The 13325-nt window shown below is 73.5% G+C and carries 7 protein-coding genes; 3 read left to right on the top strand and 4 right to left on the bottom strand.

The window, feature by feature from the left end; all coding sequences use genetic code 11:
- Positions 1–6: 6 nt before the first annotated feature.
- Together ABZS77_RS20045 and ABZS77_RS20050 are read right to left on the bottom strand one after the other, a co-directional pair.
- A complete protein-coding gene (locus ABZS77_RS20045) occupies positions 7–1758 on the bottom strand; it encodes a hypothetical protein (protein WP_354824664.1) in 1752 nt (583 codons plus the stop codon).
- Positions 1759–3642 (bottom strand): hypothetical protein, encoded by a 1884-nt coding sequence (locus ABZS77_RS20050; RefSeq protein ID WP_354824667.1) that lies wholly within the window; start codon positions 3640–3642, stop codon positions 1759–1761.
- 161 nt (positions 3643–3803) lie between these two features.
- Between ABZS77_RS20050 and ABZS77_RS20055 the strand changes: the two genes are divergently transcribed.
- A complete protein-coding gene (locus tag ABZS77_RS20055) occupies positions 3804–8105 on the top strand; it encodes an alpha-(1->3)-arabinofuranosyltransferase (RefSeq protein ID WP_354824669.1) in 4302 nt (1433 codons plus the stop codon).
- Positions 8102–9310 (top strand): polysaccharide biosynthesis protein, encoded by a 1209-nt coding sequence (locus tag ABZS77_RS20060; RefSeq protein WP_354824672.1) that lies wholly within the window; start codon positions 8102–8104, stop codon positions 9308–9310. Before ABZS77_RS20055 ends, ABZS77_RS20060 begins: the two co-directional genes overlap by 4 nt.
- A 5-nt stretch (positions 9311–9315) precedes the next feature.
- Here ABZS77_RS20060 and nudC read toward each other — a convergent pair whose 3' ends face one another.
- Positions 9316–10215, bottom strand: coding sequence for an NAD(+) diphosphatase (gene nudC / locus ABZS77_RS20065; protein WP_354824704.1), 900 nt, complete (start codon positions 10213–10215; stop codon positions 9316–9318).
- A gap of 200 nt (positions 10216–10415) precedes the next feature.
- On the opposite strand from nudC, the gene ABZS77_RS20070 reads away from it, so the two are divergent.
- Positions 10416–12236, top strand: a complete 1821-nt coding sequence (locus ABZS77_RS20070) for a VanW family protein (protein WP_354824675.1) — start codon at positions 10416–10418, stop codon at positions 12234–12236.
- A gap of 2 nt (positions 12237–12238) precedes the next feature.
- Here ABZS77_RS20070 and ABZS77_RS20075 read toward each other — a convergent pair whose 3' ends face one another.
- Positions 12239–13186, bottom strand: coding sequence for a cyclase family protein (locus ABZS77_RS20075; protein ID WP_354824677.1), 948 nt, complete (start codon positions 13184–13186; stop codon positions 12239–12241).
- Positions 13187–13325 lie beyond the last annotated feature (139 nt).

The following is a 13325-nucleotide window of genomic DNA, read 5'->3' on the forward strand; positions in this document are numbered from 1 at the left end:
CGGACGTTACCACGCGGTAGCTCGCCGGTGTAGCGCCGAAAAGCTGGCAGCGATGACCACCAGGAGGGCGACGACGAGCGCCACCACGACGGCCAGCCGGGCCGGTCCCGACGCCTCGGGTCCGGGCACGATCGTCGGATTGCGGTACAGGCTCAGGACCGGCCCCTGGTGGATGAGTTCCATGCCGTCGATACTCCCGGGGGGCAGGTAGCCGGAGACCTGGTGCTGCACGAGGACCCAACGCACCCCCGTGGTCCAGACGGGTTGGTCCCCGGCCAGCGCACGGCGCACCTCGCGGACCCGCGGATTCTCGCCGGCCACGGCGACGTCACCGACCCGGAGCGTGTCGTCGATCAGGACCGTGCCCGGCAGGTAGCGGGGCGCCGGGTCCAGGACGACCCGTCCGGGATTCCACGGGTACGCCCGGTAGGCGTTGAGCGGCAGCGAGAGGACCTCACCCGGTTCCTCCTCGATGATCCCGGCGACCGTCCGCCAGTCCGCCGGGTAGCTCACCGGACGGACGCGGCCGGCGCCGCCTAACGCGAGGTCAGGCATGACGGCCACCGGCAGGAGCAGCAGCCCGGCCAGCACCACCCCCGCCACCTCCCGGTCGATCCGGCTCACCAGCCGCTCGGCGCCCAGCGCCGCGCACACCACAAGCAGCAGGGCGTACGGGGCCAGGAACTTCTGCCCGTCGCGGAGCAACCCCGCACCGGGCAGGTGCACCACGGCCCAGCGCAGCAGCGCGTCCCCACCGGGAAGCACCCCGAGTGCGGCGAGCAGGTAGCCGCTCCCGGCCAGCACGGCCAGCCGCAGCGTCGTACCGGCGGGCAGCCGGCGCCGCAGCAGGCCGACGCCGACACCGGCGAGGACCAGCAGCACCAGGGTCGCCAGGGGCACCAACGGCGCGGCGCGACTGCCGGGGGTGGCCTGCGCGTTCCAGATGCCACCGGTGCCGGCGAGCGCCACCAACGGGCCGGCCCAGTTCTCGGCGCGGGCCGCGAACGCCGAAACCCCCGCCGGGTCGGACGACCCACCGGCGCCGGTGACCAGGGCCGCCACCACCCAGGGGGCGTTGAGCAGCGTCAGACCGGCCACCGCGTACCTCATCCCGCGCGCCCGCTTGGCGCTCAGGAGAACCGGTCCGGTCAGCGGGCGGCCCGGGGTGCGGCGCTGCGGCACCAGCAGGACCACCACACCCAGCGCGATCAGCCCGCCGGTCGGCGTGATCGCGGCGGGAGCGGCGGCGAGCACCACCCGGGCCAGCGCTCCGTCACGGCCCGCCCGCAGGTCCAGCGCCGCCCGCACCAACCAGGGCAACGCGGCGTACGCGAGCAGCAGCCCCCACTGCCCGATCAGCAGACGCTCGGCGAGGTACGGCGTCCACGCGTACGCCACTGCGGCGAACAGTCGCACCGCGCTCCGGTCGGTCGGCACCAGCCGGCCGGCCCCGACGGCGGCCAGCAGGACCGCGCCGACGAGCACCGAACGCTGCACCACCCAGCCCGGCACGACCTGGGTGACCAGGGAGACGAGCGCGTCCATCGGCACCGCGCGGGGCAGGCTCTGCGCCGGGGCGATCAGATCCCAGGTCAACGGCTGGCGGGGTACGAACACCATGTCGTACAGCAGCGCGTACCCCGGCGCCGCCAGCGGAGCGAGCACCAGCACCGTGACGGTCACCGCCGCGGCGTACAGCGGCAGCGTGTCCCGCGTCCACCGCCGCGGGGCGTCGACGTCGGCGGGTCGGTCACCCATTCACGGCGCCGGCACCGCCCGGCCAACGGTGATCAGTTTGGTGCACAGCCCGACCCCCGGGTTCGCCACGGTGATCCGGACGGCGTCGCCGGAACCCTGCATCAGGAAGAACACCTCGTTCAGGCCGCGCCGCAGGGTGAGCTCCCGGGTGGCGTCGCCGAGCTGGAACAGCGCCGTCGAGTCGGCCGAGCTGAGGTAACCGAAGTGCACCACGTACGGCCACTCGTCCAGGTACGCCTCCATCGGGATCCGGGTGGTCCGGCCGCCCTCGGCCAGGTGCCCGCAGTCCGGCACCCGGCCGGGCACGATGTTGCGCCCCTCGACGACCACCGGGCGGATCCGGCCGGACTCGTCGAACGTCGACGGCCGCTCGGCCACCTCGACGAACGTGGGCCTGCGCTCCGCCGGCCGGAAGAAGTGCGACTGGAGATTGTCCGGCCAGAAGTACCCGGCGACCACCCGCTCCGGGACGGCGGTGTCCAGAAAGACGGTGCCCGGCGGGGCGGCGGCCAGCTCGGCCTGCGCCGTGGCGAGGTAGTCCCGCCCGTGCTTGGTGCTCCAGTTGTCCCCGAAACGGGCAGTGCTCCACAGCGTGCCCACGCCGATGCTGGCCAGCAGGACGATGATCGAGACCAGGCCGACCGCGAAGGCGCCCGGCTCCCGCAGGACCGTCGGGACCGGCCACGCCGAGACGTCGTCCTCGTTGACGTCCTTCGTCCCCAGCAGGGCCGCGCCCACACAGATCGCGGCGACCAGCACCACGTCGGCGACGTACCGGGGGATCACGCCCACCAGCGGTCCGAGCGGCCCACCGAGCCGGGTCACCGCGAAGAGCGCCGCGACCAGCCCGAGGTAGCACAGGAGCAGCAGCCAGGCCCGCCCCGCCGACGGGCGTCGCCGCACGGTGACCACGACGAGCGTCACCAGCACCGCCCACGACAACCACTTGGCGATCTCGTACGGCTCCACGAGCGGCGGCCCGTCACCGGCGTACGTCCACCGCCACGGTCCGCCGAGCAGACCCGGTACGACGGTGTCGCCGACCAGGTCACCGAGGAACGTCAGGACCTGACCGACGGACGTGGGTTCGTCCAGCTCGCGAGCGGGACGGTTCAGATAGAACGCCAGGTACGCCCCGGAGAGCACCCCGAGCACCAGCCACGCCGGCCAGTACCGACGCACGGTCGTCACCAGGCTGCGCCAGGCGCGCCCCGAGGTGAACAGGAACGCGGTCAGCAGGAACAGCAGCGGCACGATCAGCAGTGCCTTGGTGTCGAAGAGCAGCCCGAACACCACCCAGAAGCCGACCGCGACGAGGTGCCACAGGCGGCCCGTCCGCACGTACCGCACCTGGGCCGACACCGCCAGGACCAGCGCCAACTGCGTCGGCAGCACGAGCAGCCCGACCAGCCACAACGACGACACCTCGAGCGTCAGTGGGCTGAACACGAACAGGCACAGCGGGATCAACAGCCCCCAGCCCGGCCGGAGCAGGTCACGCAGCAGCCGGTACAGGGCGAAGCCGACCGCGGCCTGACCGACCGCCAGCAGCAGCACCCACGGCCAACTGGCGAACCCGGCCAGCCGCACCATCCCCCACGCCACCAGCAGACCGCCGGGCATCAGGTGGTTGTTGAAGGTGCCCAGCAGGTAGTCCGCGTCCAGCCTGGTGTCGAGGACCTGCGCGGCGATGACGAACTCGTCCTGGGAGAACCAACCACGGGCGGCGAGGCCGGCACGCCAGGCGACGGACACGATGATCAGGGCGACCGCGACCGCGCGAACCCGGTCGGCCCGGAGCCATCGGCCGAGCGGCCCCGGCCCGTCGCCATCGCCGGCGACGCCCCCCGGACGCGTCCCGGCCTCAGCTTCTGGCATTGACATGGTCGGCAGCCTGCCACACGCTTACACGCCATGGGGACGGCCGTTCTCCCGATAACGCCACCGCAGCGCCCCAGGTCGCCCGTCCGTGCCCGGTCCGGATAACGTCGCGCGACACACGTCGGCTGCGTGTGCGTGTCCGGCCGGCGGAGACAGGAGCCGAAATGCGTGCAGAGGAGACCGGTGCCGTCGCCCCGGCGTCCAGTCGTACCCGCCGTACCGCGCGGCGGTTCCGGCACCTGGCCATCTGCATCGCGCTCACCGCCCTCGCCTTCCAGCAGGCCCCGGGGCTGATCGTCCCGGACACCAAGGTCGACCTGAACGTCAACCCGGCCGGCTGGCTGCTGCGCTCGCTGCACCTGTGGGACCCGACCGGCACGTTCGGCCAGCTCCAGAATCAGGCGTACGGATATCTCTGGCCGATGGGTCCGTTCTTCCTGCTCGGGTCGGAGGTCGGTCTCGCGCCGTGGGTGGTCCAGCGGCTGTGGTGGGCACTGCTCTTCTGCGTCGCGTACCTCGGTGCGGTGCGGCTCGCCGGCCGGCTCGGCATCGGCACGCCGGCCGGACGCATGATCGCGGGTGTCGCCTTCGCGCTGTCGCCCCGGATCCTCACGCAGCTCGGCTGGTCGTCGGTGGAGGCCTGGCCGAGCGCCATCGCACCGTGGGTGCTCATCCCGCTCGTGGGTCTCGCCCGGGGCACCACCCCGCTGCGGCGTGCGGTCGCCGGGTCGGCCGTCGCCGTGGCCTGCGCCGGCGGGGTCAACGCCACAGCCGTGTTCGCGGTGGTGCCACTCGCCCTGCTCTGGCTCGCCACCCTCACGCCCGTACGCCGTCGCGTCACCGCGCTGGCCGCCTGGTGCGGCGCGGTCGCCCTGGCCACGGCGTGGTGGCTGGTGCCGCTGCTGGTCCTCGGGCGGTACAGCCCGCCCTTCCTGGACTACATCGAGACCGCCCGGAACACCACGAGCGTCACCGACGCGGTGACCACGCTGCGCGGCGCGTCCTACTGGGTCGCCTACCTGGGCTCCCCGTTCGGACCGACGATCCCGTCCGGTTCCCGGCTCGGGAACGAGCCGCTGCTGGTCGTCGCCACCCTGACGGTCGCCGCGCTCGGCATCCTCGGGCTGTCCCGCCGCGGCATGCCGCACCGCCGGTTCCTCGTCACCGGTCTGGTGCTCGGCGCGGCGCTCGTCGGCCTCGGCCACGTCGGCGACCTGCCGAACATCCTCGCCGGGCCGCAGCAGCAGTTCCTCGACGGCATCGGCGCACCGCTGCGGAACGTGCACAAGTTCGACGTCCTGCTGCGCCTGCCACTGGCGCTCGGCATGGCGCATCTGATCGGCCTGGCCGTCCGCGCGGCCCGTACGGCGCCCGAACGGCGGCGGCCACGCACCGTCGCGCGCGCCTGGCTCACCGCAGGCGTTGCCCTGGTCGCCGTGGGGGCGGTCGCCTCGCCCGCGCTCGCCGGTGGCCTCGCCACACCGGGCAGCGTGAAGGACGTCCCCGGCTACTGGCACGAGGCCACCGACTGGCTCGACGCGAACACGGGCCGGGGACGGGTCCTCGTCGTTCCCGGCGCGCGCTTCCCGTCGTACGACTGGGGCAGCACCACCGACGAGATCACCCAACCGCTGCTGGACAGCCGGTGGGCCGTCCGCAACGCCATCCCGTTCACCCCACCCACCACGATCCGCCTGCTGGACGCCATCGAGACGACGCTGGCCACCGGCGCCGGCTCGACCGGCCTGGCCGACCTGCTCGCCCGGTCCGGGATCAGCCACGTCCTGTTCCGCGCCGACCTCGACCACGGCCGCTCCGACACGGCCCGCCCGGCGGTGGTCCGGCAGGCCCTGGACCGCTCACCGGGGCTGACCCGCGTGACCTCGTTCGGCCCGGTACGCGGCGGACCGTCGGCCCCCGACGAGTTCCGCGACCAGGGCCTCGACGTGCCCGTACGCGCGCTGGAGGTCTACCGGGTCGACCGGTCCGTCGCGCCGGTGGTCGCCTACGACCGGGACCAGGTGACCACTGTCGTTGGCGGCCCGGAGTCGCTCCTCGACCTCGCCGCGGCGGGTCAGTTGAGCGCGGCGCCCACGGTGCTGGCCGGCGACGCGCCGTCCGTCGACGCCGCCGGTCCGGTCGCCATGACCGACGGGCTCCGCAGGCGGGACGTGTCGTTCGGCCGGCTGCGCGACAACTCGTCCCAGACTCTCACCGCCGACGACACCTTCGACGTGTCCGCGCCGGCGCACGACTACCTGCCCGAGTGGGGCGCGGAGCGGTCCACCGTCGCCCGTTTCGAGGGCATCAGCGGGATCCGCGCGTCGACGGCACGCTCGCAGGTCGACTCGCCCGGCGGCACCCGTCCCGAGCACCAGCCGTACGCGGCGATGGACGGCGACCGGGCGACCTCCTGGCAGTCCGCCCCGTACGCGCCGAGCGACAGGCAGTGGATCGAGGTGGCCCTCGCGAACGCGACCCGGATCACGAGGGTGGAGGTGTGGTTCGACCTGAAGGCCGACGCGCTGCCCACCACGGTGACCGTCACCGCCGGGTACGAGAGCCGCACGATCAAGCAGTTCACCGATCACATGGTCTTCGAACTGCCAGGCGTGCACGCCACCCGCGACGTCCAGGTCTCGGTCGACGGCGCGTACGACCTCCGCCCGTTCGGCAACGGGTCGGTCGGCATCGCCGAGATCAAGATTCCAGGGATCACGACGAGTCGGACCCTCGTGCTTCCCGCCGCGCCGGCCACCACCCGACCGGCGACCGTGGTGATGTCGGCCGCCCCCAGCACACCTGCCTGTTTCTCGGTCGACGCACGCCCCCGCTGCTCCACCGACGCCATCCGGGGCTCCGAGGACGCGTCAACGGTCGACCGGACGGTGACCCTGCCGACCGCCGGCGCGTACGACGCCAGGCTGTGGGCGCGCCCGACGCCCGGCCCGGACCTGGACGCGACCCTCGACAAGCTGGTGGCCGACGCTCAGCCGCTGCGCCTCGCGCCGCAGATCAGCGCCTCCTCGACGGCGGTGCCCGACCCGACCGGCCGGGCCGGGGTGGTGCTCGACGGGAACCCGGCGACCAGCTGGTCGCCGGCCGCCAGCGACGAGGCCCCGATCCTGCGCCTCAAGTGGCTCAAGCCGCAGACCATCAGCGGGCTCCGCCTCTCCGTCGACGACGAGGTGGCCGCCACCCGCGTCGGCAGCGTCCGGGTGGTCGGCGACGACGGTTTCCGCAGCAGCCTGCTCGGCGACGACGGCCTGCTCCGCCTGGACCCGCCGATGCGCACCGACGAGATCACCATCCAGTTCCTCGACAAACCGTCAGCCACCAGCACCGACCCGTACAAGCTGCGGCTGCCGGAACCGCTGCCCGTCGCAGTCGGTGAGGTGACCGTGCTGCCCGGGGCGTCCACCGTCGCGCCACGCCTCGACACGCCCCTGAAGCTGGCCTGCGGATCGGGGCCGACGCTCACCGTGGGCGCGGCCCGGGTCACCACCACGCTCAGCGGCACCCTGCGCGACCTGCTCGAACTGCGCGACATGCCGGTCACCCCGTGCGGCAGGGAGACACCGCGACGCCTGGACCTGGACCGCGGCGAGCACCGCGTCGTCGCCACCGCCGGCACGCTCGCCGCACCCACCCTGGTCGCCCTCGTGCCGCAGACGGCCACACCCGCCCCGGCGGCGGCCGCGAGCACCATCGAGGTCGAGTCGTGGGGTGCCACCGAACGACGGGTACGCGTGGACGAGCGCTCCGTCGAGCGGGTGCTCGCCGTCCGGGAGAACACCAACACCGGCTGGCAGGCCACCATCGGCGGGCGGACGCTCAAGCCGCTCGTGGTGGACGGCTGGCAGCAGGGCTGGATCCTGCCCGCCGGCGCGTCGGGCGAGGTGGTGCTGCGCTTCGCCCCGGACACCACGTACCGGGCGGGCCTGCTGCTCGGCGGGATCCTCCTGGCGGCGGTGGTCCTCCTCGCGGTGCTGCCGCAGCGCACGCCGACCGGGAGCACCGCCGCACCGCGCGGCCGGCGCCGACTCACCCGGTCCCTGCCGCTGCTGGCCGTGGGCGCCGGCGCGCTGGTGCTGTCGAGTGGACTGATCGGCGGCCTGCTCGTCGCGGCCGGGTTCATGCTGGCCGTACCCGGTCCACGCCGCCTGCCCTGGACGACCGACCCACGGCGGGCCCGGACGATCAGCCGGGCCGTCGAGACCTGGCTCCCCGGTGCGCTCGTCGTGCTCGCCGGATGGCTCTACCTCGAATCGGCGCACCGGCACACCGACGCCGCCTCGCAGCTCGCGATGGTCGTCGCACTGGGCGCCCTCTGGATCTCCACCGCCGCCCGCCGACGACCCGTACGCCGGACCAGGCCGACCCCCGCGCCCGCCGTGCCAGCCGTACCCGCGCAGCGCACGACCCCTGACGAGCAGCCGGAGCCGACCCTCAGCGAGATCACGTGAGCCGTCCCGAGCCGACGACCGGTACGGCGCCGACGGGCGCACGCGGCACCGGCCTGGGCGCGGCGGGAGCCGCCGTCACCCTGGCCGGCGTTCTCGTCAACGGCCTGGCCTACCTGGTGCCGGTACTCGCCGCCCGCCGGCTCGACCCGGCCGGCCTCAGCGCGCTCGCCACCGCCCTGGGTCTGGTGGCCATCGCCGCCGTACCGGGCCTCGGCCTGCAACTGGCCGTCGCCGTGCACCACGCCCGGCACGGGTCGTCCGACACCCGACGACTGACCGCGGTGACCGCCGCCGTGAGCGCCGCGGCGCTGATCCTGGCGACGCCGCTGCTGGTCACCGCACTGGACCTGCCCGTCGAGGTACCCGCGCTGCTGGCGGTCACCACCGCCGCCGTCGTGCTGTCCTCCCGCTCGCTCGGCGAGTTGCAGGGCAGCCAACGGTTCCTGCGACTGGCCGCCGCGATGGCCCTGCTCGCCGCCGGCCGGTACGGCGGGGTGATCGCCGGGCTGCTGCTCGGCGCGGGACTGACCGGCGCGCTCACGGCCGGCGCGCTGACCGCCGCGCTCACCCCGGTCGTGCTGGCCCGGATCGCCCGCACAGCCGACCGGCCGACCGGCACGCCACGACTGACCGTCGCCCAGGTGACCGCCGGCTGTGGCGCGACCCTGGCGATGCTCGTCGTCTCCTACGCCGACCTGCTCCTGGCCCGGCAACTGCTTCCCCCGTCGGGGTCCGGGGCGTACGCGGTGGGCACGGTCCTGAGCAAGGGCGCGTTGTGGGCGCCGCAGGTCGCCGCCGTTCTCGCCCTGCCACGTCTGGCACGCGGTGACCGCCGCAGCCGTACCGTGGCGCTCGCCGTGACCGGTGGCTGCGGCCTGGTGCTGGTGCTCGCGTCGACGCTCGCCGGCGGGCTGGCCTTCCGCCTCGCCGGCGGACCGGACTACACCCACCTGGGCCGGTACGCGCCGGTCTTCGCCGCTGTCGGCGGGCTCTACGCGGTGACGTTCGTGCTCCTCAACGACCGTCTCGCGGCGGGCGTACGGTGGCCGGCGGCACCGCTGTGGGTGGGCACGGCCGGCCTCGTCACCGTCGCCGCGATCACGCGACCCCGTACCGTCTCCGATCTCCTCCTGCTCGCCCTCGGCACGGCTCTCGTGACGACCGTGCTGATGGCGCTGCCCGCCCGCCGAGCACGATCGGCATGACGGGGTCAGCCGTCGGCGAGCCAGTCGTGCAGCAGGCGGTGGTCGATCGCGTCGACCCGGCCGAGGGTGCGACCGGAGGCCACCCGCTCCCGCAGGTCCGCCCGGGTGAACCAGCGCGCCTCCAGCAGCTCCTCGCCGTCGACACGTACCTCCTCGGACGTGGCGGTGGCCCGGAAGCCCACCATCAGTCCGGCGGGAAACGGCCACGCCTGCGAGCCCTGGTAGGTCACGTCGGTGACGGTGATCCCGGCCTCCTCGGCCATCTCACGGCGGACCGCGTCCTCCAGGCTCTCGCCGACCTCGACGAAGCCGGCAAGCGTCGAGTACGCGTCCGGGGCCGCGCCGGCGTGCCGGGCCAGCAGGCAGCGCCCCGGCGGGCCGGGCGCCTCGACCAGCACGATGACCGCCGGCTCGATGCGGGGGAAGAGCAGCCGGCCGCACTCCGCGCCGGTGCACGTCCGGACGTGTCCGCCGCCGCCGACGGCGGCCGCCGCACCGCAGGTGCCGCAGTACCGCTGCTGCCGGTGCCAGTGCAGCAACCCCCGCGCGTACGCCTGCACGGCGGCGCCGTCCGCGTCGAGCCGACCGACAAGCGCCCGTACGTCGGTGGACCGCACCGCGCCGGCCATCTCGACGGCGGACCGCTCGTCGAGCCCGGACAGGTCCACGGCGAACACGGCCGTGTCCCCGTCGAGGCCGAGGAAGACGGTCTCACCGGCGGCGGACCGGGCGAGCGACGCCCGCTCCGCGCTCAACCGGACCGGGCCGTCCCCGTCGACGAGACAGCGGTCCCGCCACAGCGGCAGGACGACAGTTGTCGGCTCACCGAGCAGCGCGTCCAGCCGGGTCGCGTCGGTGCGCAGCGCACCCGCCCGGTCCAACCGACCACCGCCGTACGCCAGCATCCGCTCCGCAGTACCCACCCCGTCACCGTGCCAGGTCGACGGCACGTCGCGGGCACCGCCCCCGACCCGGCGCGACACGCCGGACGACACGCCGCACCCGCGCAGGTGGGCGCAGCCCGTGACCACGGCCGGGCATTCGTTACCGTAGGTGTCCTCCGGGAGGGTGGACCTCCCGCGGCATCCTGGCGATCGAGGTTGTAGTGACGCTGTACGGCGAAAAAAGTCCACCCGCCGACGACCGGCCCACCGTGCAGGTCACCGCGGTCACCTGGCCCGACGACGGCCCGGCGACCGTGCCCGCGCCAGCGGTCGGTGAGCCGGAGGACACGCCCCGCCGTGGCCGCCGGATGCGGATCCTCCTCGCGGCCGGCGTGACCGGTGGCGTGTTCGCCGCCGTGGCCGGCGCCGGTGCCTGGGCGTACGCGGGAGACGTCCCCCGGGGCACCACAGTTCTCGGCGCCGAGCTGGGCGGCCGGAGCCGCACGGACGCGGACCGGGCGCTGCGCGCGGAGCTGGACCGGCGCGCGGCGGCCCTCGCCGCGCCGCTGCGGGTCACCGTCGGGCAGCGCACCGCCGAGATCAAGCCGACGGACGTGGGGCTGGCCATCGACGTACCCGCCACCGTCGCGGCTGCTGCCGAGGCCGACGCGCACCCGGTCAGTCGGCTGGTCGGCTCCCGCACGGTCGACCCGGTGGTCACCGTCGACGTGGACCGGCTGGACGCCGCGCTGGGCAGGGCACTCGGCGACGAGGCCCGCGGGATGACCATGCCGGCGATCACCTTCAAGGGCACCACCCCGAAGGTCGTGCGGCCCAAGCCGGGGCTGGCACTCGACCCGCAGCGCTCGGCCGACCTGGTCCGCGCCGGCTGGCTGGCCGGTGACCCGATCACCGTGCCGCTGGTGGAGAGCCACCCGGCGACCACGGCGGAGGAGCTGGACAAGCTGGTCACCGAGTTGGCGAAGCCGGCGGTGGCGGCGCCTGTCACGCTGCGAACCGGCAAGGGCTCGGTGCAGGTGCCGCCCGCCGCCATCGCGAAGAGTCTGCGGTTCACCGCCGACAGGACCGGCAAGCTGACCCCGACCGTGGACGTCAAGCGGCTGCGCACCGCGCTCGGCGACGACCTGAACGCCATCGAGGTACCGCCGAAGGACGCCACGATGACCATTTCCGGCGGCCAGCCGAAGGTCGTCGAGGGCCGGCCCGGCCAGCAGCTCGACACGGCCGCTCTGGGCCGCGACCTGTTGGCGCTGCTGCCGAGGTCGGAGGGACGCGAGGTCACCGGCGAGCTGAAGCCGACACCACCGGCACTGACCGCCGAGAAGCTGGCCGGCCTGGGCATCAAGGAGCGGGTGTCCACCTTCACCACCCGGTTCACCGGCGGCATGGCGTCGTCGCGCAGCCAGAACATCGCCACCATCGCCAAGGAGGTGGACGGCACCGTCGTCCTGCCGGGCAAGACGTTCTCGCTGAACGGCCACACCGGCGAACGGGGCTACGCGCAGGGCTACCGGGACGCCCCGGTGATCCTGGACGGCAAGTTGGTGCCCGGCGTCGGCGGTGGCACCTCGCAGTTCACCACGACGCTGTTCAACGCCACCTACTACGCCGGCCTGGAGGACGTCGAGCACAAGCCGCACTCGTACTGGTTCGACAGGTACCCGGCGGTCATCGAGTCGACCATCTTCTGGCCGGACCTGGACTTCAAGTTCCGCAACAACACCGAGTACGGCCTGCTCATCGATACGTCGTTCACGTCGAGCTCGGTGACCGTGTCGATCTGGAGCACGAAGATCTACGACAGCGTGAAGACGGAGTACGGCCCACGCCGCAACATCACCACGCCGAAGGTGATCCACCTCGAACCCGGCCCGACGTGCATCCCGAGCAACGGCATCAACGGTTTCAGCCAGGACGCCTTCCGGGTCATCAAGAAGGGCGGGGTGGTGGTCAAGCGGGAGAAGTTCAGCTGGCGCTACGACGCCGAGCCCCGCTACGTCTGCGGTCCCAAGCCGTCCTGAGGTCAGAAGGTCGCGATCGGGTTGACGGGGCTGCCGGAGGTGCCGGCGAAGCGGACCGGCGCGACGGCGAGCTGGAAGTCCCACTGGCCGAGTTCCGCGGCGGTGGTGGCGCACGCCTCCAGGTCGCAGTTGTCGAGCAGCCAGAGGCCCATCGCGACGAGACTCACGGCGTGCACGGGCATCAACACGTCGTCGTACCCCGACGGCTGGACGTCCTGGGGGGAGTCGGCGCCGATCAGCGCGACGCCCCGTTCGTGGAGCCACGGCAGGCAGGACGCGTGCCAGCCGGCCTGCGTGAAGCCGCCGGCGGTGCGGGCCTCGTGCCGGGCGCGGCCGTGGCCGGTGCGCAGGAGCACCGCGTCGCCGGCCCGCACCTGTACGCCCTGGCGACGTTCGGCCTCTTCGAGGTCGTCGGGGTGCACGCCCTGCCCGGGCTCCAACCACGGCACACCGCGTACCGCCGCGACGTCCAGGAGGACACCACGGGTGACGATCCCGTTGGCCGCCGCCGTGACGGCCGCCCACCCCGAGCCCGTGGTGGCGTCTACGAGTGAGTGCGACCGTCCGTTGTACATCGTGCCGTCCCAGAAGATGTGGCACGGCGAGTCGAGGTGGGTGATGGTGTTGCCGTGGAACGCGATGTCGAGCCGCTCGGACGAGAAACCCCAACGCCGGTCGGCGTGGAACGCGGCAGGCATGGTCTCGGCACCGGGCATGTCGACGGCGTACGGGCATGTCGTCGTCGACCGCTCCATCTCGTCAGCGACCTCCCACGCGCAGGACACACTCCTACCGTGGCGTACCGCCCGCGCCGCCGACAGCCGTACCTCGTCGGTGATGTGGTTCAGGGTGCCGCCTTCGTCGTCGTCGCCCCACCGACCCCAGTTCGACAGCGTGTCGAAGTATCCGAGCACGTCGTCCTGCGTCGGCACCGGTCGCCCAGCCGTCATCCGACCATCATCTCCCCGGGAAACGCAGAAAGGGTCACCCTGACGGGTGACCCTTTCTGGAAAGATTGTCCGGCGGCGTCCTACTCTCCCACACCCTCACGAGTGCAGTACCATCGGCGCTGGAGGGCTTAGCTTCCGG

This window comes from Micromonospora sp. NPDC005298, assembly GCF_040607375.1.
GTDB lineage: Bacteria > Actinomycetota > Actinomycetes > Mycobacteriales > Micromonosporaceae > Micromonospora.

What these genes read in the sequence shown, in the direction of transcription:
- ABZS77_RS20045 (WP_354824664.1), bottom strand. Translation starts at nt 1,758, where the DNA reads ATGGGTGACCGACCCGCCGACGTCGACGCCCCGCGGCGGTGGACGCGG.
- ABZS77_RS20050 (WP_354824667.1), bottom strand. Translation starts at nt 3,642, where the DNA reads ATGTCAATGCCAGAAGCTGAGGCCGGGACGCGTCCGGGGGGCGTCGCC.
- ABZS77_RS20055 (WP_354824669.1), top strand. Translation starts at nt 3,804, where the DNA reads ATGCGTGCAGAGGAGACCGGTGCCGTCGCCCCGGCGTCCAGTCGTACC.
- nudC (WP_354824704.1), bottom strand. Translation starts at nt 10,215, where the DNA reads ATGCTGGCGTACGGCGGTGGTCGGTTGGACCGGGCGGGTGCGCTGCGC.
- ABZS77_RS20075 (WP_354824677.1), bottom strand. Translation starts at nt 13,186, where the DNA reads ATGACGGCTGGGCGACCGGTGCCGACGCAGGACGACGTGCTCGGATAC.